This is a genomic window from Streptomyces fungicidicus, assembly GCF_003665435.1.
GTDB classification, from domain to species: domain Bacteria; phylum Actinomycetota; class Actinomycetes; order Streptomycetales; family Streptomycetaceae; genus Streptomyces; species Streptomyces fungicidicus.
Map to the genome: position 1 here is coordinate 4,447,074 of NZ_CP023407.1, position 23,996 is coordinate 4,471,069.

Genomic DNA, 23,996 nt, shown 5'->3' on the forward strand with positions numbered 1-23,996 from the left:
CGATACTCGTTTACCAAAACTTGTATTTGCGAATGGTGTTGGGAACCAGATTCGTAACGGCGCTCTTGGCGCCGTTGACGATCTCCTCGGCTTTGTCCCTGGTCTCGCCTGCCCACTCCGTAGTGGCGTTCCATGCCTTCTTAGCGCCGGCTGTGATGTCATCACCCCACTTGTCCCAGGCCCAACTGCCCAAGAAGTAGGCGCCGGTCACACCGAGTGCGACCCAGCCAACGACCGGTACCGCCGCCGCCACCGTCGCGGACGCGCCGAGCGCGGTGGCCATGCTGGCACCACCGAGCACAGCGACAGCGCCGGCTGCTTCAACGCCGCCCATACCGCGGTCCACCCAACCCTGCGCCCCCTGGTGATCGGGAATGAACATCTGCTTCACGCCGTGCAGAACGCTGAGGGGCAGAAACACTCTGCGGGCCAGTACTCCTGCCCCTGGCGCGCTCTGAAAGAGCTTCGAGGCATACGGGATCTTGAGACGCATGGCGGTGCTGCGCACTGCCTGCTGCCACTGCCAAGGCTGCTTGTAAAGGTTACGCAGGCGCTGTGCTTTGAGGAGCTCCTTCAGCAGCTCCCCTCGAGTGGCACGAATGCGGGCGGATTCTGATCCGAAGTACTTGTTCAGTTCATAAACAGCACGAGCGCCGTCGATGTTCTGCCCCTGCGCCCACATTTTGTACAGGCGAAGCGAGCCCTCAATCGCGGTAGGGATTTTAAGGATCTTCAGGGGCGTCTTTATATCTTTGAGCGTGCCATCCTTGAACTGCTGCCAGGTTTCCAGTGCTCCTGCCAGTCCGGCGAACGTCAGGACGGCTTCGGGGTCGTCCTGCGCGATGCCCAGGCGTCGCCGGATGTCCTTTGCCTCGTCACTCGCCCACTGAGCCTTCTTGGGGAAGTCCGAAACTCCATCGGCTTTGGCGTTCCACTTGGCCAGAATGCCATTGATCAAACCTCCCTGGATGCTGAGGGTTCCACCCATCACGTCGACGGCAGCCCCGAGTTTGGGAGCCTGGACCTCGTCCATGCCTTTGAAGCCCACGACTACGCTCCTTGCCTGTTGTGACGCGTCTGCTGCCGAAGACACCGATAGAGAGGTTGCCCGCCGACACCGTCGGCACCGGCGTCGGTCGTGCTCGGGCGATGCCGCACGTCATGAGCGGCGTCCTTCAACTGCATGAGCGGTTCCATCCCCCATTGACTGATTGTGTGCGCTGTAGCAGGCCCCGAGAACACACGGAACTCGGCTACTTGATCACACGCGTGAGCTTCACCGCTTCCTCGGTGAGCGCTGAGATCTTGAACATCACCCCAGCGAACTCCACCGTCTGACCGCTACGGACGTCCTCGTAGGCAGCGACTGGAATCGCCGCGCAGACCCCGTTCAGGCCTGTCGTGCCCGCGGCGGTGTCAACGTGGGAGACGGTGATCGACAGGCCATTGGGGAAGCGCTGGACACCTCCGTTGTTGAGCAGCGCCAGCGTTTCGCCCTGGCCTGGAAAGCCCTCGGCCGCAGTCTTGAGGACTTCTCGGTTGGTGGTGAAACACAGGGAGCCGTCAGCGGCCGATCCCGTCGGTTCCGTGGACGTGGGCGGCAAGCTGAAAGCCGTCTTGTCGGCGGCTGTCTTCGGTTCCAGCACAACTCGATAGGTGCAGATCTGCCGGACGGTGTAGGCATGGTTCGAGACAGTGACCTCTGAACCGGGTTCGACTGTCCACTGTTGCTGGCCGGGCTCATATCGCGCCCCGTCTCGGAGCGTTGCCGTGAGTGTCGTGCCTTCGACTTGCCCATCGGTGTACTGCACGCCGCTGTCGTCGGGCAACTTGAAACCGCCGCCCCGCAGGACATGCAGCCCGTCCGTCGAATCCTCTCCCTGGCACTGAGGCCCATTGTCCCGGTCCGCCCGTGCGGTTGCCGGGCTGGCAGTTGGCCCCGCATCGCCGCCGGTGGACGACGATCCGCAGCCGGCCAGTGCCAGAAGTACCGCCCCGATGCCCATGAGGCGGTATGTGCTCACTGGCGTGTGCACCGGACATCTCCTTGCTCTGCTGGGTTCGCGATCGAGCACACCACGCATGCGGTGACCGATCACCGGTTCACGGACTGGATCTCCTGGACGGTGACGGCTTGAGTGGTGCCGAAGGTGCCGTCGGGCATGTCGCCGCCCGCGCCGCCGGTGCCGGTCCAGGCGATGTCCCAGGTGATGGTGGCCTGGAGGTCGTAGGTTCCGTTGCCGGAGGAGCGGAGGTAGGTGATTCCGCAGGGCGGGGTCCGGTCGGCCTTGCCCTTGGCGTACGGCTCGCCGATGGAGTCGTCGGCGTTGATGGTGCACTGGCCGGAAGCGGGATGGGTCTCGGCGTCCTTGGTGCCCGGTTCCAGGGTGAGGGACACCGGCTTGGCGGTCGTCGTGGCCTGGAGGGCGAAGCCGGGGGCGTTGATGGCCGCCGTGGCCTGGACCTCGTCGAAGACGGCCTTGTCGAGCCACGCCCAGGTCGGCAGGTTCACCTTGGTGGTTCCCTCGGGGGCGAGGCTGACCTTGGTGTCGGGCAGCTGCATGTGCTGGTAGGCGAGGGCCGCGAGGATCTCCGGGGTGATGGCCTCCTCGTACTGGGGCGGCGGGGCGTCGCCGTTGTCCACCCAGAAGGGGAGGTCGTTGCAGGAGTTCCGCTTGAGCAGGTCGGGCTCGTCGGGGTTCTCGACGGCGGCCCAGAACATGCCCTCGCCGTCCTTCTCGACGTTGTAGTCCTTGTAGCCGGGGGTGTCGGCCCAGCCGTAGTCGTCCTCGTAGTGGCGCTGCAGCTCGCTGAGCGCGGCGCCCGCGTGGCCGCCCATGCCGGGTGCGCTCATCTGGCCCTCGATGTCCGCGGACATCTTCTTCTTGAAGTCCTTCGCGCCGAGGTAAGGGGCGTACCAGCAAGGCGGTGGCGTCCAGTTGACGTCAGCGGATACCACGTTGCCCCTGCCGCCGCCCTTGGCGACGGACCCGGAGTACGTGATCCGGGCGGCGGCGTAGATGCCGGTGCTGTCACTGCCGCCCGACTGTTCGGTGTTCGAGCCCTGAGAGTTGTTCGGCTGCTCCCCCGCGTGGGCCGGGCCCGCAAGAGCGACGCACAAGGCCAGCGGCAGGGCCACCGCGCCGGTGCTGAGGACCGTACGACGTGACCTGGTCACTGGCACTTCGCGGCCTTCCCCTCGACGTACACCTTGGACGCCTGCCACAGACCGTCGCCCGTGGGGAGCTTGACCATGATGATCTTGAAGAAGTCGAAGTCGGTGATGCTCGGCGCGCCCTTCAGGACCTTTCCGGTCTTGACCTCTTTGGAGTAGAACTTGCTCGAGTCCACGCAGAACGCGACCTCCACCGAGTTCCCGTTCGACGCGGACCTGGTGGTGGCCTGGTAGTGACGGCGGGTGCCGGTTGCCGTCCAGTCGCCTTCGAGACGGGCGTCGATCTGCGTCCTCGCGTACTTCAGGCCGTCACCCGAGGAGTAGGCAGCCACGGCGGCGTCCTCGGTCGTGCGCTTGTCGATACCGCGGTAGATGGCACGGACGTAATTGGCGGCGTCGTCCATCGCCGCCGCCTCGTTCTCCTTCTCCGGCTTCTCCCAGTCGAAGACCAGGTTCATGTCCGCGGGCAGGGACACGTCCACGCCGTCGGGCTTGTCCTGTGCCGGTGCTCCTGAGGGCTTCGCCGACTTGCTCGGCTTCTCCGTGCCCTGGCCGGTGCCGGCGATCTTGTCGCTGTCGCCGGCCTTGTCGTCCCCTCCTCCGCAGGCCGTCAGCATCAAGGTCGCGGCGGCGAACGCGGCGGCGATGGGCAATGTGCGGCGCTTCACAGTGGGCTCCCCCGTGAGACGAGTGCTTCCAGTGTGTCGACGATATCGATGGGGTTACCGGTTTCACCAGCGCGAACTACGCGGTGAATGAGCCGAAATGCACGGGCGTCGACGAGGTCGTCGCGGGAGTGCGGACTGCCCTGTACGGCCTGTCACCGGGCCGGGTGACGGTCTGGGTGTGACCGGCTGAAGACCTTGCGGGTGAATCGTGCGGGGGTCGTGTGCGGTGCGTGAGGGGGTGTATGTGGGGTGTGGTCGGCGGGGGTTGAGGGGGTTTGCCGGCGCACAGGTGGGGGGCCGGGTCCAACTGGGTTGTTCAATGGTGAAATTGCAGATGAGGAACGTTGTGGGGGGCGGTACGGGTGTGACGGGTTCTGTCTTGAGGGGCTTATGCGTGGCTGATACGGTGCCATGGCTTGACACTCACCTCAGCGTTGGCTATTCGCCCGGGTCGGGCGGGTAGGTCCGAGCCGTCGCGCATGTCGCGCGAGAGTGCTCGTGGGTGAAGTGTCCGGAATATCCGAGAACTTGGCAGACTTCATCGTGGGTGTACGGGGAGCGGTTGCGTGAAGATCCAAGAGCGTGCGGGGGCGGGCGCCGGTCGTTCCGCGGCTCCGGCGGGGCCGGCGGTCGGTGACCGGCTTCCCACTCCGCCCCGCGAGCGCAAGCCGGCGCTGGCCGCGCTGGCGGTGCTGCTGATCCTGGTCGGTGCGCTCGGCGCCACGATGCTGGTGCTGCAGGCGGGGGACCGGATCGAGGTCGTCAAGATCACCGAGCCGATTCCCGCGGGACAGCCGGTCACCGACTCCAACACCACCTCGGTGATGGTCGCCGAGGACCCGGGCATCCACTACGTCGAGTGGTCGCAACTGGACGCCCTGAAGAAGCTCAAGGCCGTCAGCGCGATCCCGGCCGGTGTCGTCGCCGTGGGCGAGATGTTCGGGGACGAGGCCAAGGTCCCCTCCGGCAAGGCCCTCGTGGGGATGTCCCTCAAGGAGGGGCAGTACCCGGCCGGTCTGGAGGCCGGTGACGTCGTCGCCGCCTACCGTGTCGGCGGCACCTCCCGTTCCGGCTCCGACGACGACGCCGGCACCGGCGGTTCGGCCGGCGGCGGCAGCGACTCGCTGCTCGTGGAGCAGGCCCGGGTGGACTTCGTGCAGGCCGGGAAGAGCGACGACATCGTCAGCAGCACCAACAAGCCGGTGACGCTGCTCGTCGACAGTGCCGAGGCCGCGGTGCTCACCCAGGCCGCTTCCAACGGCGAGGTGGCTCTCGTCCTCGTTCCTGGCAACTAGAAGGCGGCACCCGACCCATGGCCCTCATCGCCCTCGCCGCCGACAAGGGTTCCCCCGGCGTCACCACCGCGGCCGTCGCCCTCGCGGCGGTCTGGCCCCGGCGTGTGCTGCTCGCCGAGGCCGACCCGGCGGGCGGTGACCTCGTCTACCGCAGCGCCGCCGCGCACGGCGGGCCGCTGAACCCGAACACCGGGATGCTGTCCATCGCCGCCACCGCGCGCCGCGGACTCGTGCCCGACCAACTCTGGGACCACGTGCAGCCGTTGAGCGGCGGACTCGAAGTGCTCGTCGGGCTCGGCATCGCCGAGCAGGCGGCCGGCCTCACCGGGCTGTGGCCGACCCTCGGGCACGCCTTCGCCTCGCTCGCCGACTCCCCGCACGCGCCCGCCGACGTCATCGCCGACTGCGGGCGGATCAGCGGGGACACCCCTGCCGTGGAGCTGTTCCCGCACGCCTCCCTCGTCCTGCTGATCTCGCGCACCGAGCCCGAGGCGCTCGCGCGCGTGCGGGACCGGGCCGCCGCGCTCGCCGGCAAGCTGCACGGCGGGCCGCGCGGCGCGGCCGCCCTCGGCAACCCGGTGATCGGCGTCGTCCTCGTCGCCGACACGGGGGACGCCGCCAAGCTCGCGTCCCAGGTCAACGACATGCTCGTGCACGCGCAGACCGGCGCCCGGGTGGTCGGCACCCTCGCCGACGACCCGGCGGGCGCCGAGCAGCTGGCCGGGCGCAGGCGCGGGCGGCTCGACAAGTCGCTGCTGATCCGCTCCGCGCGCAAGGTGACGGCCGACGTGTACCAGCAGTACGGCGCGGCCTGGGCCGCCACCTCCGCTCAGGACCGGCAGGCGCACCAGGGCCACGGAGCCGGGCGATGACCGCTGTCGACCATCAGCTGGTCAAGCGGTTCCGTCAGGACGCCGGCGACCGGATCGCCGAACAGCGCCGTCTCGACCAGGTCAACGGCGTCACGCCGATGTCCACCGAGGACGAGCGGCAGTACGCCCGTGCCGTCATCGCCCAGATACTGGAGGAGTACGCCCGCGCGGAGATCAACGCGGGCCGTACGCCGCTGGACGCGGAGACGGAGGAGCAGTACGCGGCCGCCGTGCACGCCGCGCTGTTCGGTGTCGGGCGGTTGCAGCCGCTGCTGGACGACCCCGAGGTCGAGAACATCGACATCAACGGCTGCGACCAGGTGTTCGTCGGCTACTCGGACGGGCGGGAGGCGCGGGGTGAGCCCGTCGCCGAGACCGACGAGGAGCTCATCGAGCTGATCCAGGTGCTGGGCGCCTACTCCGGCCTGTCGTCGCGCCCCTTCGACTCGGCCAACCCGCAGCTCGACCTGCGGCTGCCGGACGGTTCGCGTCTGTCGGCCGTCATGGACGTGGCGCGCCGGCCCGCGCTGTCCATCCGCCGTGCCCGCATGGGCAAGGTGTTCATCTCCGACCTCGTCGGCAACGGGACGCTGAGCCCGGAGCTCGGACACTTCCTCGCCTGCGCCGTCCGCGCCCGCAAGAACATCATGATCGCGGGCGCGACCAACGCCGGCAAGACGACGCTGCTGCGCGCCCTCGCCAACGAGATCCCGCCGCACGAGCGGCTGATCACCGTCGAGCGGGCGCTCGAGCTGGGGCTCGACACCTTCCCCGACCTGCACCCCAACGTCGTTGCGTTCGAGGAGCGGCTGCCCAACTCCGAGGGGCAGGGCACCATTTCGATGGCGGAGCTGGTGCGCCGCTCGCTGCGCATGAACCCCTCCCGGGTCATCGTCGGTGAGGTGCTCGGCGACGAGATCGTGACCATGCTGAACGCGATGTCCCAGGGCAACGACGGCTCGCTGTCCACGATCCACGCCAACAGCTCCAGCGAGGTCTTCAACCGTATTTCCACCTACGCCCTGCAGGCCACGGAGCGGCTGCCCATCGAGGCCAGCCAGATGCTGATCGCGGGCGCGGTGAACTTCGTCGTCTTCATCCAGCGGCGCAACGACTACCAGAGCGGCGGCCGCCTCCAGCGCCTGGTCACCTCGGTCCGCGAGGTCAACGGCGTCGACGGACGCGTGCTGTCCAGCGAGGTGTTCGCCCAGACGCCCGACGGGCGGGTCGGCGCGCACGCCCCCATAGCCTGCCTGGAGGAACTGATGGCCTACGGCTACCGGCCCAGCGGAACGTGGGGGTGAGCCGGTGACCCCCGCCACCACCGACCTTGCCGCGCTCGGGTCGCTCGACTCGCTCGGCTCCATGGGCGGACTGTTCTCCACCACGGTCCTCTACGCCCTCGCGTCCGGCGTCGCCGTCGGCGGCGGGCTCGCCCTGCTCGCCGTCGCGGTACGGGGACTGCCCCCGAAGCCCGCGCACGAGAAGCAGAAGGCGAGCGAGCGGGCGAACGAGCTGATCCGGTTCGCCGGCCGGCGCGGCTCGCTCGCCGCGCTCGTCGGCCTCGCCGTGCTGCTGCTGACCCGCTGGGTGGTCGCCGGTATCGCCGCCGCCGTCCTCGTCTTCTTCTGGGACCGCCTCTTCGGCGGAGCCTCCGAGGAGCGGGCCGCGATGAAGCGGGTGGAGGCGCTGGCCTCCTGGACCGAGTCGCTGCGCGACACCATCGCCGGCGCGGTGGGCCTGGAGCAGGCGATCCCGGCGTCCGCGCGTGCCGCCGCGCCCGTGCTGCGCCCGCACCTCGACGCGCTCGTCGACCGGCTGCGCTCCCGCACCCCGCTGCCCGAGGCGCTCCAGCAGCTCGCCGACGAGATCGACGACGCCTCCGCCGACATCATCGTCGCCGCGCTGATCCTCAACGCCCGGTTGCGCGGGCCCGGTCTGCGGCAGGTGCTGGGCGCGCTGGCCAAGTCGGCGCGTGAGGAGGTGGACATGCGGCAGCGCGTGATGGCGCAGCGCGCCTCCACCCGTCGCTCGGTGCAGATCGTGGTCGCCGTGTCGATCGCGTTCGTGCTGGGACTGTCCGTCTTCAACCGGGACTTCGTCGAGCCGTACGGGACGGCGGTCGGGCAGCTCGTACTCGCCTGTGTCTGCGGTCTGTTCGCGCTCGGCTTCTGGTGGCTGCGCAAGCTGTCCACCATCGAGACGCCCGAACGGTTCCTGGTGCGTGACGAGTCGGCGGTGCGGTTCGTGCGTCCGCGCACGCCCGGCGCCGGACCGGCTCAGCAGCAGGCGCCGCTCCAGCCGGAAGAGGGGGTACGCCGGTGAGTGACCAACTGGCCATGCCGGTGGTCATCGGCGCGGTCCTCGGACTCGGCGTCTACGTCCTCGTCCGCGCGCTGATGCCCACCAAGCGCAGTGCGGTCTCCCAGGTCGCCCGGATCGACGCGATGCGGGCCCGCGGGACCGCCTACGAGTCGGCGCGGACGACGCAGGACACCGGCCGGCTCGGCACCCTGCGCGCCGAAATGGGCGTACGGGTCGCCGAGTTCTATCTGCAGCAGGGCTGGGAGCAGCGCTCGCTGCGCGCGGACCTCGCCGTGCTCGAACGCAGCTGGGAGAAGTTCCTGGCGACCAAGGTGCTGCTGTCGGTGGCGGGTCTGTTCTTCGGGCCGTTCCTCTTCGCCATCGTCTGGACGCTCGGCTTCGGCGACAGCCCGATCATCCCGGTCTGGCTGGCGCTGCTGTGCGCGGCGCTGTTCTTCTTCCTGCCCGACCTGGAGGTGCGCCGGGACGCCGCGGACAAGCGGCGCGACCTGCGGCGGGTGATCGGCGCGTATCTGGACCTGGTGTCGATGAGCCTGGCCGGCGGGCGCGGCCTGCCGGAGGCGCTGATGGCGGCGGCCGAGGTCTCCGACGGCTGGGCCACGCACCGTATCCGCAACGCCCTCGCCGACGCCCGGATCACCGGCATCAGCCAGTGGCAGGCGCTGGGGCAGCTGGGGGAGGAGCTGGGCGTGGAGGAGCTCAAGGACCTCTCCGCCTCCCTGGCGCTCGTCGCGGACGACGGCGCCAAGGTGCGCGAGTCCCTGGCCTCCCGCGCCGAGACCATGCGGCACCGTGAACTCTCCGAGATCGAGGGCAGTGCGGGCGAGAAGTCGCAGTCGATGCTCGTGGCGCAGCTGCTGCTGTGCGCGGGGTTCCTCGTGTTCCTGATCTTTCCGGCGGCGATGCGGGTGTTCCAGGTGTGAGAACCGCGAACCCCGGGCCGTACGTCAGAACTTCCGTGAACCGAATTCGAGAGGACAACGCGTCATGAACGGACGTACCTTCCACACCGGCATCCCCGCCGTGGACTTCCTGGTCACCTTCGTGCGGGCCCGCGTGGAGCGCGCCCGCTCCGGCGAACTCGACCGCGGCGCCTCGGCGGTGGAGTGGGTCATCATCTCGGCGGTCGTCGTGGCGATCGTCGGTGTGGTGGCCGCGATCATCAACGCCGCGCTGAGCGAGGGCGCCAACAAGGTCGGCGACTGCATCAAGGGCGCGGACGCGGGCAAGACCTGCTGACGGCGCGTACGACGACAACGGGGTTGGCGGGGATGCGCGTACGCCGCTGGGTACGCCGACGGGTGGAGGCCGCTTCCGCCCGCGGCGAGTCCGGCATGACCGCGATCGAGTTCGTGCTGCTCACGCCCGTGCTGTTCTTCATGATCTTCGCGACGGTGCAGTTCGCGCTGTACTTCTTCGCCGATCACGTCGCCCAGGCGGCGGCGCAGGCGGGCGCGCGCAAGGCGCGGGCGACGGCGGACGCCGAGCCGGGGGCCTGGCGGGGCGAGGCGCGGGGCGTGGTGGACAGCTACATCCGGCAGCTGGGCCCGCAGTTGGTGCTGGCGCCGGACGTGAGGACGCTCCAGCCGGAGCAGAACACGGTGGGCGTGGAGATCACCGCACGGATCCCGACGGTGTTCCCGGGCCTGGACCTGACGGTGCACGCGCAGTCGGTGGGGCCGGTGGAGCGGTTCGTGCAGGAGGGCGAGAACTAGATGGGGCTCCCCCTGACGGCCGGAAGGCCCAGGACGGGTGACCGGGGCCTGTCCACCGTCGAGGTGGTCATCCTCGCGCCGGTGATGATCCTCTTCATCCTGGTGCTGGTGGGGTTCGGGCAACTGGTCGACGGACGTGGCGCGCTGGACGGCGCGGCGCGTGACGCGGCCCGCGCGGGCTCGATCCAGAAGGACCACGGCACGGCGATGGCCGAGGCGAGGGCGGCGGCGGAGGCGAACCTCGCGGACGTCTGCTCGGGCCCGGTGACCGTCCTGCAGACCAGCCGGGGCTTCGAGCCGGACACCCTCTTCACGGTCGAGGTGAGCTGCGAGGTGCGGGGTCTCGCCATGCTGGGCCTGAACATCCCGACGACCCTGACCGCGAGCTTCAGCTCGCCGCTGGACCCGTACCGGAGGACGGCGTGAGCGCGGCACGGACGCGGACCTGGCTGTCGGAGCGGCGCGGGCGGCTGGACGACCGCGGCTCGGGGGCCGGCGCGGTCATCATCTTCGCGCTGGTCTTCCTGTCCCTGGCGGCCTTCGTCATCGACGGCGGCATGTCCATCTCCAAGCGGGAGCGGGCAGCCGACATCGCGGAGCAGGCGGCCCGTTACGCCGCCCAGGACATCGACCGCGAGGCGCTCTACGACAACGAGGGCGGCCCCGCGCCGATCAACTACGAGAACTGCGACGCCCGGGTGAAGGCCTTCGCCCGCGAGATGGACATGTCCGGGCCGGACATCGCGGCGACGCACTGCGTGGCGGCGACCGTGGACGCGGTCCAGGTCGAGGTGCAGCTGACGTACGCGCCGGTCTTCACGGGCATGTTCTACGGCGGGAACGTGGTGGTGCGCGGGCAGGCGGTGGCGGAGAACGAGGTGGGCTGACGCCCGCCGCGGCCGTCCGCCTCCGGCCGTTCCGAAAAGTACCGGCAACCTGCACACCGTTCACCGCGAGGTCGCACGGAAATGGGGCGGAGGCCGCGGATCGGACCGGCTGGACGGATCGTCCCGCCGGCGGCCCGCCGTAACCGGTGGGTAGCGTGAAGGCGCGGGCCCTTTTCGTGACCGCATTCCCACACCGGTGAATTCGCCGACGCCATCGAGGCGTTCGTCGACAGGACGTCGCTGGTGAGCCGTTCGGGGTCGTGCTTGGATCAGTGTGCGGCCCCCCGGTGAACGGTTCCGGATTTCCCCACTCGGAATTCGGGTGTGCTCCGCCGCTCACATTCCTTGATGCGAAAGGAAAGACCTGACATGAACTTCGTCCCCCAGGTCGAAACTGTCGAAATCTCCGACGCGGACCTGGACCAGGTGTCCGGCGGTCTCCACGGCGGCGTCGACGCCGCGGCGGGTCTCGCCGTCACCACGGCCGGCGGTTCCGCCGCCGCGGCCCTGCACGCCGAGGTCGGTCCGCTCTCCGTCTGCGCCGGACTCGGCGCCTCGGTGACGCCCGGCGCTGCCGTGGCGAACGGCCACGCGCACACCACGATGGTCTGAGCCGCACGGTCCACGTGCGCTGAGAACGCGTGAGGGCGGGCCCCTGACACAGCTGTGCGCTGTGTCCGGGGCCCGCTCGCGTGCGGGTGCCGCTCTCCCCGCCCCGGACGTGCCTCAGTTGGACCCGCTCCGGCGGGAGCGGAGTGGAGCCGCTTCCTGCAGGGCGGAGGCGAACGCACCCTTCGACTGCGCCCCTGGGAGTCAATAAGATCTCTGTACGCTCAGCAGACCCTTCCTCCACTCGACCCAGGACACCCGCCATGCCGCGACGCCGCAGTCCCAGCTCGTCCAGCTCGACGGCTCCCCGGAACCGGACCCCCCAGCCGGTGCGGGTGCGGCGGCGGACCTTCGGGGACTTCGTCAAGGCGTTCCTCGCCTTCGTGGCGCTGCTCGCGCTGCTCGTCGGCGTGCCGTTCGCGCTGGCCGTCACCGCGGGCTGGCCGTTCCCGGAGACGTTCGAGCCGATGGAGTGGCTCAAGCAGGACATCTCCGTCGGGACGTTCCTCTCCATCCTGACCTTCGTCGTCTGGCTCGCCTGGGCCCAGTTCACCGCGTGCGTGCTCGTCGAGATGAAGGCCGCGCTGTCCGGCGTCGGCGTGCCGGGGCGGGTGCCCGGCGCCGGGCCCAGTCAGCTGCTCGCCCGGCAGCTCGTCGCCGCCGTACTGCTCGTCGGCGCCACCGCGGCCAGCTTCACCCCCGGACTGAGCCAGCTCGGGCAGAGCCTCGACGGCAACCAGCGGCCCACCGTGGCCGCCGCCCAGCAGACCCCCGGCCTCTTCGCCCAGCAGCAGGAGCAGGCGTCCGGCGCGGCCGCCGCGCTCGCCGAGCAGGCGTCGCACGCCGAGGCGGCCGCGAGCACCGGCGCCAGGCAGCAGGGCGACACGAAGTTCTACCGGATCCAGCCGCCCGAGGGACGCCACCACGACTCCCTCTGGGAGATCTCCGAGCGGCACCTCGGCGACGGACGCCGGTACAAGGAGATCTTCGAGCTCAACAAGGACCGTACGCAGCCCGACGGTTCCAAGCTGTCCGAGGCCAGCCTGATCCGGCCCGGCTGGATCATGGAGATGCCCGGCGACGCGCGCGGCGGCGAACTCGTCGAGATGCCGGACGAGGCGCCCGAGCTCTCGCCCGAGGTGCGCCAGCAGATCCGCGACTACGACAGGACCGGGGACCACGCCCAGGGCGGTGGCGGCGGCGCCGCCGAGGTCTCCGTGCCCGAACAGCGGCCCGCGCCCGCTCCCGCGCCCGACGAGGCCGGCGGTCAGGAGCACGCCGCCCCCGCCCGCGAGACGTCCACCTTCGGCCTCCCCGAAGCACTCCTCGCCGCCCCGCTGCTCGCCGCCGGCCTGCTCGGCGCGCTCGGCCACCGGCGCCGGCAGGCCCTGTGGCAGTCGGCGTTCGCCGGCATCGGCGGGCGGCGCGGGATGGAGCCGCCCACGCCCACCGGGGACGCCCAGGACGTGCAGGACGCGCTGCTGGTCGGCGCCGACCCCGAGGGCGTACGGCTGCTCGACCGGTCGCTGCGCGGGCTCGCCGCCTCCCTGGCCGCCGAGTCCCGTCCGCTGCCCACCGTCTACGCGGCCTGGCTCACCAAGGGCGACCTGCACCTCCAGCTCGCCCAGCCGTCCGGGAAGCCGCCGGCGCCCTGGCAGCTCGGGCAGGACGAGACGCTCTGGATGCTGGCCAAGGACGACGCCGGACGGTACGAGGACGCCGACACCGCCGCTCCCTTCCCCGGCCTCGTCAGCCTCGGCACCATGGACGACTCCCGGCTGCTGCTCAACCTGGAGGCCGTCCCCGGCATCGTCTCGCTGAGCGGCAGCGAGGCCGACCGGGCCGCCGTGTTCGCCTCCGTGGCCGCCGAGCTGGCCACCAACGGCTGGTCGGACCGCATGACCATCACCCTCGTCGGGTTCGGCGAGGACCTGACCCCGCTCGCGCCCAGCCGGCTGCGCCACCTCGACGGCATCGAGGCGCTGATCGAGACCATGGAGGCCGAGACCCGGCAGCGGCGCGGCGCGCTCGGCGCCGCCGGGCACGACTCCGTGCTCACCGGACGCACCGGGCCCGCCCAGCACACCCGCTGGGCCCCGCACCTCGTCCTGCTCGCCGCCGAGCCGTCCGCCGAGGACGCCGTCACGCTCGCCGAACTCGCCGCCGACGCGAGCCGCCTCGGCATCGGCTACCTCGTCGGCACCGGCGACGGCGAACTGCCGGGTGCGGCCTGGGAGATGCAGATCACCGGCGAGGGCAAGCTGCTCGCCCCGCTGCTCGGTCTCGAACTCGACGCCCAGCTCCTGCCCGCCGCCCAACAGCGCGCGGTCGTCGAGCTGTTCGTCGACGCGGACCCAGAGCGCGGCCCCGACGGACCGGGCGACACACCGCCGTTCCTCGTCGACGTCAGCGAGCAGGGGCGGCCCGCCGTCTACGCGCGGCTGGTCGGACCGTACGAGATCATCGGGCTCGACACCCCGGACGGCGAACGCAGCGCCCTGCTCCACGAGGCGCTCGCGCTGCTGCTGCTGCACCGCGAGGGGGTGCACCCGCGGGTGCTGTCCTCCGCGCTCTGGCCGCGCGGCGTCACCGACGACGTCCGCGAGGCGCTGATCGAGCGGCTGCGCACCTGGCTCGGCACCGACCCCGACGGCACGCCCCGCCTCGGCGCCGACGCCACCGGACGGCTCACCCTCGCCAAGTCCGTCGTCTCCGACCTGGACGTGCTGCGGTCGCTGTACCACGAGGCCACCCAGGGCAGGGGGGTCGACAGCAGGGCGGTACGCGGACGGCTGCTCACCGACGCGCTGGTGCTGGTGCGCGGGCCGCTGCTCGCCGACCGGCCCGAGGGCCGCTACCGCTGGCTCGGCCACGAGATCGTCGACGCCCAGCTCCCCCTGCTCGTCGCGGACACCGGGCTCGCCCTCTCCGAGTTCCACATGGAGAAGGACCGCGCGGAGAAGGCCATCGAGGCGCTGAACGCCGCGCTGCGCACCGCCTCCTCCGACGAGCGGCTGTGGAACGAGCTGCTGCGCGCCACCCACGCTCTGGGCGACCCCGCGCGGCTCACCGCCCTCGCCGCCGACCTGCTCGACCGCAGCGGGGCCCGCGGGCTGCCGCCGCGCACCGAGGCGCTGCTCGACGAACTGCTGCCGACCTGGCGCGACGACGCCGCCCTCGCCGGATGACCGACCTCGTGCTCGTGGCGGGTGCCGCGGCGTGGGGCGCGGTGGCCGGCACCCTGCTGCCCCGGGCGGCCTACCGGTTCTCCGCGCCGGCCGGCGAGGCCTGGCACACCGAGTGCCCCGGCGGACACCCGGTCGGCGGCTGGCTCGGACGGGCCCGCTGCGCGGAGTGCGTCCCGCCGGGGACCGTGACCGGGCCGACGTACGACGCCACCACCGGCACCGAGTACCACCGGGCGCCGCCCGGAGTCCGCTACGGGCCCGGCCGCCTGGTGCTCGCCGCGGTGACCGCGCTGGTCTGCGCCGCCCTCGCCGCCGCCACCGGGACCCGGCCCGAGCTGGGCGTCTGGCTGCTGCTCGGCCCCCTCGGGGTGCTGCTCGCGGTCGTCGACTTCCGGGTGCAGCGGCTGCCCGACCCGCTGACCCTGCCCTTCGCCGGCGCCGCCCTCGCCCTGCTCGGCCTGGCCGCGCTCGTCCCCGAGCACGCCGGGGAGTGGACCACCGCCCTGCTGGGCGCGCTCGCGCTGGGCGCCGGCTACTTCGTGCTGTTCCTCATCAACCCGGGCGGCATGGGCTTCGGCGACGTGAAGCTCGCGCTCGGCGCGGGCGCCGTACTCGGCTGGTACGGCTGGCCGGCCGTGATGCTGGGCACCCTCGCCGGGTTCGTGTTCGGGGCGGTGTACGGGGGCGCGCTGGTGGTCGCCCGGAGGGCGGGGCGCAAGACGGCGATCCCGTTCGGTCCGTTCCTGATCGGCGGCGCTTTCACGGGGCTGCTGATCGGCGCGTACGCGGCCTGACGTCGGCCGCCCGGGGCCGCTGGCGTACGCTGGATCGGTCCGTCCACACCTTTTGCGAAAGGGACACCGGTGACCGAGAAGGCCGACCTTCAGCCCGTCCTCGACCGTGCCGCGGCCGGTGGGCGGATCACCTCCGAAGAGGCCCTGGCCCTCTACCGCGACGCCCCGCTGCACGCGCTGGGCGCCGCCGCCGACGCCGTGCGCAAGCGGAGGTACGCCGGTACGGAGCACATCGCGACGTACATCATCGAGCGGAACATCAACTACACGAACGTGTGCGTCACGGCGTGCAAGTTCTGCGCCTTCTACGCCGCGCCCAAGGACACCGCCAAGGGCTGGACCCGCGACCTCGACGACATCCTGCGGCGCTGCGCCGAGACCGTCGAGCTCGGCGGCACGCAGATCATGTTCCAGGGCGGCCACCACCCGGACTACGGCGTCGAGTACTACGAGAAGCACTTCGCCGCCATCAAGAAGGAGTTCCCGCAGCTCGTCATCCACAGCCTGGGGGCGAGCGAGGTCGAGCACATGGCGCGGATCAGCAAGGTGAGCGTCGACGAGGCGATCACCCGCATCCACGCCGCCGGGCTGGACTCCTTCGCCGGCGCGGGCGCCGAACTCCTGCCCGCCCGCCCCCGCAAGGCCATCGCCCCGCTCAAGGAGTCCGGCGAGCGCTGGCTGGAGATCATGGAGATCGCGCACGACCTCGGCGTCGAATCCACCTCCACCATGCTGATGGGCACCGGCGAGACCAACGCCGAGCGGATCGAGCACCTGCGGATGATCCGCGACGTACAGGACCGCACGGGCGGCTTCCGCGCGTTCATCCCGTACACCTACCAGCCCGAGAACAACCACCTGAAGGGCCGCACCCAGGCCACCCTCTTCGAGTACCTGCGGATGATCGCCATCGCCCGCCTGTTCCTCGACAACGTCGCCCACATCCAGGGCTCCTGGCTGACCACCGGCAAGGAGGTCGGCCAGCTCTCCCTGCACTACGGCGCGGACGACCTCGGCTCGATCATGCTGGAGGAGAACGTGGTCTCCTCCGCCGGCGCGAAGCACCGCTCCAACCGGCTGGAGATCATCGACCTGATCCGCAGGGCGGGCCGGGTCCCGGCGCAGCGCTCGACGACGTACGAGCACCTCGTCGTGCACGACGACCCGGCGAACGACCCCGTCGACGACCGCGTCGTCTCGCACATCTCGTCCACCGCCATCGACGGCGGCACGGCCCACCCGGAGCTGAAGCTCCTGTCCGCCAACTGACCTCCGCGTGCTGACCCTTCACACCGCCGACGCCTCGCCCGAGACCGCCGTCCTGGTCGACGGCGCGCACATCGCCGCCGTCGGCCCCTCCGAGCGGCTGGCAGCCGGCCATCCGGACGCCCGGCTGCGGCGCTGGCCCGGCATCCTGACGCCCGGACTGCTCAACCCCTACGGTCCGGAACTGCTGGAGCAGGCGTACCACCCCGACCCGCGCGAGGCGGACCGGCTCGGCACCGAGCCGGTGTTCGGGGAGCGCGCGCGGGCCCTCCTCGCCGCCGGGCCGTCCGCGCGGGGCGCCAGCGCACGTCGCGGAGTGCAGCGCATGCTGGCGCACGGAACGGTCGCGGTCGCCGGTGAGCTGCGCGGCCGCGAGGCGCTGGACGCGGTGCGCAGGGCCGGACTCGCCCTGGCGGGGCGTCCGGCCGCACTGCCCGGCCCCGCGGCGCTCTCCCCGGTGCCCCTCGTGCTGCTGCCGGCGCTCGGCGCCGGGCAGAGCGCGCGGTTCGCGGTGTTCGACGTGCCCGACCGGGACACCCTCGTGCGGGACGGCGCGTCCACGTGCGTGGCCACCGTCGTGGGCGGCCGCCTGGTGTACCGGCGGCGCTGACGCGCCCCGCCCGCCGCGGCGGGCCCCGGCCTCACCCCGCGAGCGCCTCCGCGAACGCCCCGTCCTCCTGTTCCACCCCGCTGCAGTCGGTCAGCGGATCGTCCGCGGAGGCGTCCTCGCCGCACTCCCGGTCCCGGAACGCCGACCACATCGACACCCAGGCGACGCCCTTCTCCCGCGCGAAGTCCCGCACCTCGGCCGCGTCCTCCAGCGTGAAGGTCTCGCCCGCCACGTCGTTGACGCCGATCATCGAGGTGAGCGCCATGCCCCGCCATGCCCCGGCCGCGGACAGACCGAAGACGTCCCGGAGCTGGGTCTGCGTGGCGCGGGCGGCGGCGAGGGCGTAGTCGCCCATGTCGCCGTCGTAGGACTCGCCGTAGTTCATCGTCATGATGTTCACGGTGGCGACCCGGACACCGTGGTCGTTGGCGGACTCCAGCAGGTCCAGGCCGTCCTGGTCGAGCCCCGAGGGCATCACCGGGAGGGTGAACGAGACCTCCAGAGCGGCGCGTTCCTCCTGCAGCAGCGCGAGCGCCTCCGAACGCAGGTCCACGGAGGCGGAGTCGGTGAGCTCGTCGCCCTCGATGTCGAAGTCGGCGCGGGCGGCGCCGGCCGCGTCCAGAGCCGCGCCGTACGCCCCGGCCAGCTCGGCCGCGCTGTCGCAGGTGGCCGCCAGCTCGTCGCCGGAGGCGCCGCCGAAGGAGACCCGGACGTCGGCGCCGGACCCGGTGAGCCCCGCGATGCGGGACGTCACCGACTCGTCGTCGATGTCCTGGGTGCCGTTCCAGTAGGGCGTGCAGCCGCTGCCCGAGGAGATCACGAACGCCAGGTTGTACGTCGTGGGAGAGCCCGCCGCCTCGGTGGCGGAGGCCGTCCCGGCACTGACGTACGGCGCGTACGCGGTGACCGGCGCGGACGTCGACGGGGCGGAGGCGGTGGGGTCCGCCGGGGCCGCGTCCGTCGCGGCGCCCCCCGCGGAGCATCCCGCGGCCAGCGCCAGGACCGGCAGCAGGGCGAGCCCGGCTGCGGATTTCAGTGGACCGCGCATCGCGCTCGCTCCGTTCGTACGGCATCGGTGGGGACGGCAAAGCTGACACACGGTGCTGTGTCCCACCTGGGGATGTACGCCCGGTTTCCGGAGGTTTCTCAGCGCAGGGAGAGGTTGGCCGCCTTCTCACGGACAACTCACAGGAAGGACAGGGTTTTCGGCAAACAGCGGCTCCTACCGTCCGGGCCATGCATTCCGATCCCGCCATCGAAAGCCGTGCCGCCGTGCGCGGCCGCCGCCGCAAACGCCGCAACGGGCCCGGCGAGGGGCCCGTCTTCGTCGACTCCTCAGGACGCCGGGCCAGGCTGCTGCGCCGGGCCGGCCTCCTCCTGGGAGTCGTCTGCGCCGGGTACGCGGTCGTGCTGGGCATGGCCTTCATGGGGATCGGCACCTCGGTCACCCCGGCGTCGCTGCTGCCGTTCGGCGGCGGACAGCGGGAGGCCGGACCCGGCGGCGCCGGGCCGCGTGACGGGGTGGTCCCGACCGGCACGCCCCCGGCGCCGCCCACGGCCACCCCGTCCGCCACCGCTCCTGCCGCGGCGGCCTCATGACCGCCACGCCCACCGCCCGCGGCCGGCGGCGCGCCCCCACCCGCATGGAGCGCGCCGCCGGCCGGGCCGCCGCGCTGCACCGGCCGCGGGTCCTGCTCGCCCTGCTGCTCCTGCTCGCCCTGAGCTGCGTGATGCTGCTCGACGGCTATCTGCGCGCCGAGGTCGGCGGCGACCAGCGGGTGCGCACCGGGGCCTCGTCCGCCGACGTGCCCGACGACATCCTCGACGGGGGCCCGATCCTCACCTTCCCGGGCGGGCAGGCCACGACCGTCTCCGTCCCGGACCGGACGATCGTGCTCACCTTCGACGACGGACCGGACCCCACCTGGACGCCGCGGGTGCTGGAGATCCTGGACGAGTACGACGTGCCCGGCACGTTCTTCCTGGTCGGCTCGATGGTGTCGCGCCACCCCGGCATCGTGAGGGACCTGGTCGAGCAGGGCAACGAGGTCGGCGTGCACACCTTCACGCACGTCGACCTGTCGTACCAGAGCGCCTCCCGCGTCGCCCGGGAGATGGAGCAGACCCAGCTCGCGCTCGCCGGCGCGGCCGGGATCACCACCACGCTGTTCCGGGCGCCGTACTCCTCGAAGACGGACGCCGTCGACGACTACAGCTGGCAGGTCTACCAGCAGCTCGGCGAGGACGGTTACACCAGCGTCTTCATCGACACCGACAGCGAGGACTGGAAGGAGCCGGGCGTCCCGCAGATCGTCGAAGGGGCCACCCCGGAGGACGGGGAGGGCGCCTCGGTGCTCTTCCACGACTCCGGCGGCGACCGCTCGCAGACGCTCGAGGCGCTGCCCGAGTACATCGAGAAGATGCGGGCGGAGGGCTACACCTTCACCACCGTCAGCGGCGCCATGGCCGAGCAGCGGGAGCAGTCCGCCGACGCCGCCGGGCCCGGAGCCGGCGACGCGCTCCAGGCCTCGCACCGTCCCGCCACCGGCACCACCCTCTACGAGGGCAGGGCGCTGGTCGCGGCCGTCGCCGTCGCCGAGTGGACGGTGCCCGCGCTCTCGGCCGCACTGGTGGTCGTCGGCGTGGCCGTCATGGGGCGGTTCGCGATGATGCTCGTCCTCGCCCGGCGCCATCACCGGCAGCGCAACGGACGCCGGTTCGCCTGGGGGCCGCCCGTCACCCGGCCGGTCAGCGTGATCGTCCCGGCGTACAACGAGAAGGAGTGCATCGAGAACACCCTGCGGTCGCTGGCCGCGAGCACCCATCCGATCGAGGTGATCGTCGTCGACGACGGCTCCACGGACGGCACGGCGGACCTCGCCGAGGCGCTCGGCCTGCCGAACGTCCGGGTGATCCGGCAGGCCAACGCGGGCAAGCCGGCCGCCCTGAACAACGGGGTCCGCAGCGCCCGTCACGACATCGTCGTGATGATGGACGGCGACACCGTCTTCGAACCGGACACCGTGGCCCGTCTGGTGCAGCCCTTCGCCGACCCGTCGGTGGGCGCCGTCGCGGGCAACGCGAAGGTCGGCAACCGCTCCACGCTCATCGGGGCCTGGCAGCACATCGAGTACGTGATGGGCTTCAACCTCGACCGGCGGATGTACGACCTGCTGCGCTGCATGCCGACCATCCCCGGCGCGATCGGCGCGTTCCGCCGCGAGGCGGTACTCCAGGCGGGCGGGATGAGCGAGGACACCCTCGCCGAGGACACCGACATCACCATCGCCCTGCACCGCGCGGGCCAGCGGGTCGTCTACGAGGAGCACGCCCGCGCGTGGACCGAGGCCCCGCGCTCCCTGCGGCAGCTGTGGTCCCAGCGCTACCGCTGGTCGTACGGCACCATGCAGGCGCTGTGGAAGCACCGCGGGTCGCTGACCGACCGGGGGCCTTCGGGGCGGTTCGGGCGCGTCGGCATGCCGCTGGTGGTGCTCTTCCAGGTCGTCACCCCGGTGTTCGCGCCGCTCATCGACGTGTTCACGGTGTACTCGATGCTCTTCGTCGACTTCCGCGCGGCACTGCTGGCCTGGTGCGCCGTCCTGGGCGTGCAGCTGGTGTGCGCCGCGTACGCCTTCCGGCTCGACGGGGAGAAGTACCGGTACCTGCTGATGCTGCCGCTGCAGCAGCTGGCGTACCGGCAGATGATGTACCTGGTCCTGATCCACTCCTGTGTCACCGCCCTGACCGGCGGCCGGCTGCGCTGGCAGAAGCTGGAGCGGACGGGCGAGGTCGGGATGCCGGCGGGGACGGGCGGCTGATGGGGGCGCACGGGGCGCCCCGCGGGAGGGCCGCGCGTCCGGCGGGCGAGGACTCCAGGGGCGCCGCCCCGGCGGGCCGTGACGGGTACTTCGACCTGCTCCGGGCGGTGGCCCTGGTGCGGGTCGTCGCCTACCACACCTTCGGCTGGGCCTGGGCGGGTCTCGTCTTCCCGTCGATGGGGGTGATGTTCGGGCTTGCCGGCACCCTGATGGCCAGGTCGCTGCGGCGCCCCGCGCTCACGGTGATCCGGGGCCGGCTCCGCCGGCTGCTGCCGCCGTTCTGGTTATGGGGCTTCTTCGTGGTCACCGCGATGCTGCTGCACGGCTGGATGCCGGACTGGCGGATCGTGTACTGGATCGTGCCGCTCGGCGACCCGCCGGGCAGCGCCTGGGCCGGGCAGGCCTGGGAGATCGTCTGGTACCTGCGCACGTACCTGTGGTTCGTGCTGCTCTCCCCGGCGCTGCTGCGGCTGTTCCGGCGGGCCCCGCTGCCGGTGCTGGCGCTGTCGCTGGTCCCGGTGGCCGTCCTCACGTCCGTCCCGCCGCCGGAGGGCCGCTTCGGCGGCGCGCTCACCGACCTGGCGACGTTCCTGTTCTGCTGGCTCCTCGGCTTCGCGCACCACGACGGGGTGCTCGGGCGGCTGCGCCCCCTCGCCGTCGTCCTCCCCTCGCTCGCCGCGCTCGCCCTCGGCGGCTGGTACGCCCTCACCCACCAGGCACGGTACGGCGGCACGTACGACCTCGACGACAACCCGCTCGGGCAGGCCTTCTGGTCGGCCGGGTTCGTGACGCTGCTGATGTACGCCAAGGAGTACGCCGGCGCGGTCGGCCCGGTGCGCTCCCGGCTGGTCACCGTGTTCAACGCGCGGGCCGTGACGGTCTACCTCTGGCACGAGCTGGCGCTGATCCTGGCCGTGCCGCTGACCGACCGGTTCTGGGAGGTGCCGGCGTTCGAGCGGTATCTGCCGCTGGAGAGCCAGTGGTTCCTGTTCGGGGTCGGCTGGGTCCTGATCGCCGGTTTCGTGCTGGCGTGCGGCTGGGTCGAGGACGTCGCCGCCCGCCGGAAGCCGGCGCTCCTGCCGGGCGGGAGGGCTGCAAGAATGGGCACGTGACCCGCGCATCCCTGGACAAGCAGCCGCACGAAGTCGCCTCGATGTTCGACGACGTCGCGGAGCGATACGACCTGACGAACGATGTGCTGTCCCTCGGCCAGGACCGGCGATGGCGCAAGGAGGTCGCGAAGGCCGTCGACGCCGGGCCCGCGCAGCGGATCCTCGACCTGGCGGCCGGCACGGGCACCTCGTCCATGCCCTTCGCCCGCGCCGGCGCCTACGTCGTGCCGTGCGACTTCTCCCTGGGCATGCTCCGGGTCGGCAAGCGGAACAACGCGTGGCTCCCGTACGCGGCCGGCGACGCCACCCGGCTGCCCTTCAAGGACGACGTCTTCGACGCCGTCACCATCTCCTTCGGGCTGCGCAACGTGCGGGACACGGACGCGGCGCTGCGCGAGATGCACCGGGTGACCCGGCCCGGCGGGCGGATCGTCATCTGCGAGTTCTCGCATCCGACCTGGGCGCCGTTCCGCACCGTCTACACCGAGTACCTGATGCGCGCGCTGCCGCCGGTCGCCCGCTCGGTCTCGTCCAACCCGGACGCGTACGTCTACCTCGCCGAGTCCATCCGCGACTGGCCCGACCAGCCCGCGCTGGCCGGACGGCTGCGGGGCGCCGGCTGGTCGAAGGTGGCGTGGCGCAACCTCACCGGCGGCGTGGTCGCGCTGCACCGGGGCTTCAAGGAGAGCTGAGCCCCGCCGCGCGGGCCAGGGCGGGCTCCTCCAGTTCCCGCCGGAGCCCGCCGTCGGGCGGCAGCGGTCCGCGCGGCTCGCGCACCCCTCCGCCGCCCTCGCCCTCCCCGAAGTCGAGCCACACATGGACCACGGAGTCCCGCGGCACCTCCGTACCGGGCTGCGGATACTGCCGTACGACGTAGTCGACGACGACGAACGCGAAGTCCGGCCGGTCCGGGGCGCTGACGGACAGGCCGCGGGAGCGGGCGGACTCGCGCGCGTCCACGGCCATCAGACCGACCAGGCGCGGCACGCGCACTTCGGGCGTCGGGGTCCCGGGTGTCATACGCACGGACGTCACCCCCCAAGCGGTACCGGCAGGGTAGACCCGCGCCGTGCCCGCCGGAAGCATCAAGTGGCTTTCCGTGACAATTCGTTACCGTGCGTGACGATTGCCTGGTGGGGGTCAGAGGTCCAGCCGGTAGCAGTGGCCCTCGCGCCCGGAACCCGGGATGGTGAAGGTGTCGGCGAGGCGCATGCCGAGCCGTTGGGTGACCGCGATGGACCGCGCGTTGCCGGCGTCCACCATCGCCACCACGTCCTTCGTGCCCGCCGCCGTCACCCGCTCCAGCGTCTGCCGGGCCGCCGCGGTGACGAAGCCCTGGCCCCAGTACTCCCGGGCGAGCCGCCAGCCGATCTCGATCTCGCCCGTGGGGCCCCAGTCCCGCTCCCACGGCTGGGCGCCGGTGAAGCCGATGACCCGGCCGGACTCGTCGAGCATGCTCCACAGGCAGAAGCCGAGCGCGGCGTCGTGCCGGCGCTGGCGGGCGGTCAGTTCCTCGTACACCGAGAGCTCCGCCGGGGCGCCGCCGTGGAACTCCATGACGTCCGGATCGGCGAAGATCCGGTGCCAGGCGAAGGCGTCCTCGTGGGTCGGAACGCGCAGCCGTACAGCGGGGAGAGCTCGGTTCACGGGGCAGCCCTTCAG

The 23,996-nt window shown here is 71.6% G+C and carries 25 protein-coding genes; 18 read left to right on the top strand and 7 right to left on the bottom strand.

The window, feature by feature from the left end; all coding sequences use genetic code 11:
• Positions 1-10 precede the first annotated feature (10 nt).
• From CNQ36_RS20380 to CNQ36_RS20395, 4 genes are all read right to left on the bottom strand, one after another.
• Entirely contained in the window at positions 11-1,048 is a 1,038-nt protein-coding gene (locus CNQ36_RS20380) for a hypothetical protein (protein ID WP_121547067.1), read from the bottom strand.
• A gap of 205 nt (positions 1,049-1,253) precedes the next feature.
• Positions 1,254-2,036: a hypothetical protein gene (locus CNQ36_RS20385; protein WP_228313026.1), complete on the bottom strand. Its 783-nt coding sequence runs from the start codon at positions 2,034-2,036 to the stop codon at positions 1,254-1,256.
• A 59-nt stretch (positions 2,037-2,095) separates the two neighbouring features.
• Positions 2,096-3,178 carry a hypothetical protein gene (locus CNQ36_RS20390; protein WP_121547068.1) on the bottom strand — a complete coding sequence of 361 codons (1,083 nt, stop codon included), beginning with the start codon at positions 3,176-3,178 and terminating at the stop codon, positions 2,096-2,098.
• The gene (locus tag CNQ36_RS20395; protein WP_121547069.1) at positions 3,175-3,843 is read right to left on the bottom strand and encodes a hypothetical protein; all 669 of its coding nucleotides are present in this window, start codon (positions 3,841-3,843) and stop codon (positions 3,175-3,177) included. Before CNQ36_RS20395 ends, CNQ36_RS20390 begins: the two co-directional genes overlap by 4 nt.
• A gap of 566 nt (positions 3,844-4,409) precedes the next feature.
• On the opposite strand from CNQ36_RS20395, the gene CNQ36_RS20400 reads away from it, so the two are divergent.
• The 14 genes from CNQ36_RS20400 to CNQ36_RS20465 all read left to right on the top strand — a co-directional run bounded on the left by CNQ36_RS20400 (position 4,410) and on the right by CNQ36_RS20465 (position 17,404).
• Entirely contained in the window at positions 4,410-5,138 is a 729-nt protein-coding gene (locus CNQ36_RS20400; RefSeq protein WP_121547070.1) for a hypothetical protein, read from the top strand.
• A 17-nt stretch (positions 5,139-5,155) separates the two neighbouring features.
• Positions 5,156-6,010, top strand: a complete 855-nt coding sequence (locus CNQ36_RS20405; RefSeq protein WP_121547071.1) for a hypothetical protein — start codon at positions 5,156-5,158, stop codon at positions 6,008-6,010.
• Positions 6,007-7,314: a TadA family conjugal transfer-associated ATPase gene (locus CNQ36_RS20410; protein ID WP_004927645.1), complete on the top strand. Its 1,308-nt coding sequence runs from the start codon at positions 6,007-6,009 to the stop codon at positions 7,312-7,314. The genes CNQ36_RS20405 and CNQ36_RS20410 overlap by 4 nt, the downstream gene beginning before the upstream one ends.
• Positions 7,315-7,375: 61 nt before the next feature.
• Positions 7,376-8,335 carry a type II secretion system F family protein gene (locus CNQ36_RS20415; RefSeq protein WP_121548531.1) on the top strand — a complete coding sequence of 320 codons (960 nt, stop codon included), beginning with the start codon at positions 7,376-7,378 and terminating at the stop codon, positions 8,333-8,335.
• A gap of 14 nt (positions 8,336-8,349) precedes the next feature.
• Positions 8,350-9,258 (top strand): type II secretion system F family protein, encoded by a 909-nt coding sequence (locus CNQ36_RS20420; RefSeq protein WP_040906395.1) that lies wholly within the window; start codon positions 8,350-8,352, stop codon positions 9,256-9,258.
• Positions 9,259-9,322: 64 nt separating this feature from the next.
• Complete coding sequence (locus tag CNQ36_RS20425) at positions 9,323-9,574, top strand: hypothetical protein (RefSeq protein WP_040906393.1); 252 nt, start codon at positions 9,323-9,325, stop codon at positions 9,572-9,574.
• Positions 9,575-9,606: 32 nt separating this feature from the next.
• Positions 9,607-10,050, top strand: a complete 444-nt coding sequence (locus CNQ36_RS20430) for a TadE family protein (protein WP_040906391.1) — start codon at positions 9,607-9,609, stop codon at positions 10,048-10,050.
• On the top strand, positions 10,051-10,476 hold the full coding sequence (locus CNQ36_RS20435) for a TadE/TadG family type IV pilus assembly protein (protein ID WP_004927638.1): 426 nt from the start codon (positions 10,051-10,053) through the stop codon (positions 10,474-10,476).
• Positions 10,473-10,937: a TadE/TadG family type IV pilus assembly protein gene (locus CNQ36_RS20440; protein WP_004927636.1), complete on the top strand. Its 465-nt coding sequence runs from the start codon at positions 10,473-10,475 to the stop codon at positions 10,935-10,937. The genes CNQ36_RS20435 and CNQ36_RS20440 overlap by 4 nt, the downstream gene beginning before the upstream one ends.
• 369 nt (positions 10,938-11,306) lie before the next feature.
• Complete coding sequence (locus tag CNQ36_RS20445; RefSeq protein ID WP_040906390.1) at positions 11,307-11,549, top strand: hypothetical protein; 243 nt, start codon at positions 11,307-11,309, stop codon at positions 11,547-11,549.
• Positions 11,550-11,809: 260 nt separating this feature from the next.
• Positions 11,810-14,734 (top strand): BTAD domain-containing putative transcriptional regulator, encoded by a 2,925-nt coding sequence (locus CNQ36_RS20450; RefSeq protein WP_121547072.1) that lies wholly within the window; start codon positions 11,810-11,812, stop codon positions 14,732-14,734.
• Positions 14,731-15,528 (top strand): prepilin peptidase, encoded by a 798-nt coding sequence (locus CNQ36_RS20455; RefSeq protein ID WP_121547073.1) that lies wholly within the window; start codon positions 14,731-14,733, stop codon positions 15,526-15,528. Before CNQ36_RS20450 ends, CNQ36_RS20455 begins: the two co-directional genes overlap by 4 nt.
• A 69-nt stretch (positions 15,529-15,597) precedes the next feature.
• A complete protein-coding gene (mqnC, locus tag CNQ36_RS20460; RefSeq protein ID WP_004927627.1) occupies positions 15,598-16,797 on the top strand; it encodes a cyclic dehypoxanthinyl futalosine synthase in 1,200 nt (399 codons plus the stop codon).
• Between the two features lie 7 nt (positions 16,798-16,804).
• Complete coding sequence (locus CNQ36_RS20465) at positions 16,805-17,404, top strand: imidazolonepropionase-like domain-containing protein (protein WP_121547074.1); 600 nt, start codon at positions 16,805-16,807, stop codon at positions 17,402-17,404.
• A gap of 31 nt (positions 17,405-17,435) precedes the next feature.
• Here CNQ36_RS20465 and CNQ36_RS20470 read toward each other — a convergent pair whose 3' ends face one another.
• A complete protein-coding gene (locus CNQ36_RS20470; protein WP_121547075.1) occupies positions 17,436-18,452 on the bottom strand; it encodes a chitinase in 1,017 nt (338 codons plus the stop codon).
• A gap of 188 nt (positions 18,453-18,640) precedes the next feature.
• Here CNQ36_RS20470 and CNQ36_RS20475 point away from each other — a divergent pair, with 188 nt between their 5' ends.
• From CNQ36_RS20475 to CNQ36_RS20490, 4 genes are read left to right on the top strand one after another with little or no spacing between them, the layout of a single operon-like run.
• On the top strand, positions 18,641-19,003 hold the full coding sequence (locus tag CNQ36_RS20475) for a hypothetical protein (protein ID WP_121547076.1): 363 nt from the start codon (positions 18,641-18,643) through the stop codon (positions 19,001-19,003).
• Positions 19,000-21,222, top strand: coding sequence for a bifunctional polysaccharide deacetylase/glycosyltransferase family 2 protein (locus tag CNQ36_RS20480; RefSeq protein ID WP_121547077.1), 2,223 nt, complete (start codon positions 19,000-19,002; stop codon positions 21,220-21,222). The genes CNQ36_RS20475 and CNQ36_RS20480 overlap by 4 nt, the downstream gene beginning before the upstream one ends.
• Positions 21,222-22,334 (top strand): acyltransferase family protein, encoded by a 1,113-nt coding sequence (locus CNQ36_RS20485; protein ID WP_121547078.1) that lies wholly within the window; start codon positions 21,222-21,224, stop codon positions 22,332-22,334. The genes CNQ36_RS20480 and CNQ36_RS20485 overlap by 1 nt, the downstream gene beginning before the upstream one ends.
• Positions 22,331-23,026 (top strand): demethylmenaquinone methyltransferase, encoded by a 696-nt coding sequence (locus CNQ36_RS20490; RefSeq protein WP_004927614.1) that lies wholly within the window; start codon positions 22,331-22,333, stop codon positions 23,024-23,026. Before CNQ36_RS20485 ends, CNQ36_RS20490 begins: the two co-directional genes overlap by 4 nt.
• Here CNQ36_RS20490 and CNQ36_RS20495 read toward each other — a convergent pair.
• Positions 23,013-23,354: a PASTA domain-containing protein gene (locus tag CNQ36_RS20495; protein WP_121547079.1), complete on the bottom strand. Its 342-nt coding sequence runs from the start codon at positions 23,352-23,354 to the stop codon at positions 23,013-23,015. The genes CNQ36_RS20490 and CNQ36_RS20495 overlap by 14 nt on opposite strands.
• Positions 23,355-23,474: 120 nt before the next feature.
• A complete protein-coding gene (locus CNQ36_RS20500) occupies positions 23,475-23,981 on the bottom strand; it encodes a GNAT family N-acetyltransferase (RefSeq protein WP_121548532.1) in 507 nt (168 codons plus the stop codon).
• Between the last annotated feature and the right edge of the window lie 15 nt (positions 23,982-23,996).

Excerpts from the sequence above, each read along its gene's own strand:
- CNQ36_RS20495 (WP_121547079.1), bottom strand. The coding sequence starts at position 23,354 with ATGACACCCGGGACCCCGACGCCCGAAGTGCGCGTGCCGCGCCTGGTC.
- CNQ36_RS20430 (WP_040906391.1), top strand. The coding sequence starts at position 9,607 with ATGCGCGTACGCCGCTGGGTACGCCGACGGGTGGAGGCCGCTTCCGCC.
- CNQ36_RS20445 (WP_040906390.1), top strand. The coding sequence starts at position 11,307 with ATGAACTTCGTCCCCCAGGTCGAAACTGTCGAAATCTCCGACGCGGAC.
- CNQ36_RS20410 (WP_004927645.1), top strand. The coding sequence starts at position 6,007 with ATGACCGCTGTCGACCATCAGCTGGTCAAGCGGTTCCGTCAGGACGCC.
- CNQ36_RS20485 (WP_121547078.1), top strand. The coding sequence starts at position 21,222 with ATGGGGGCGCACGGGGCGCCCCGCGGGAGGGCCGCGCGTCCGGCGGGC.
- CNQ36_RS20475 (WP_121547076.1), top strand. The coding sequence starts at position 18,641 with ATGCATTCCGATCCCGCCATCGAAAGCCGTGCCGCCGTGCGCGGCCGC.
- CNQ36_RS20455 (WP_121547073.1), top strand. The coding sequence starts at position 14,731 with ATGACCGACCTCGTGCTCGTGGCGGGTGCCGCGGCGTGGGGCGCGGTG.
- CNQ36_RS20435 (WP_004927638.1), top strand. The coding sequence starts at position 10,051 with ATGGGGCTCCCCCTGACGGCCGGAAGGCCCAGGACGGGTGACCGGGGC.
- CNQ36_RS20450 (WP_121547072.1), top strand. The coding sequence starts at position 11,810 with ATGCCGCGACGCCGCAGTCCCAGCTCGTCCAGCTCGACGGCTCCCCGG.
- CNQ36_RS20420 (WP_040906395.1), top strand. The coding sequence starts at position 8,350 with ATGCCGGTGGTCATCGGCGCGGTCCTCGGACTCGGCGTCTACGTCCTC.
- CNQ36_RS20405 (WP_121547071.1), top strand. The coding sequence starts at position 5,156 with ATGGCCCTCATCGCCCTCGCCGCCGACAAGGGTTCCCCCGGCGTCACC.
- CNQ36_RS20415 (WP_121548531.1), top strand. The coding sequence starts at position 7,376 with ATGGGCGGACTGTTCTCCACCACGGTCCTCTACGCCCTCGCGTCCGGC.
- CNQ36_RS20470 (WP_121547075.1), bottom strand. The coding sequence starts at position 18,452 with ATGCGCGGTCCACTGAAATCCGCAGCCGGGCTCGCCCTGCTGCCGGTC.
- CNQ36_RS20480 (WP_121547077.1), top strand. The coding sequence starts at position 19,000 with ATGACCGCCACGCCCACCGCCCGCGGCCGGCGGCGCGCCCCCACCCGC.
- CNQ36_RS20425 (WP_040906393.1), top strand. The coding sequence starts at position 9,323 with ATGAACGGACGTACCTTCCACACCGGCATCCCCGCCGTGGACTTCCTG.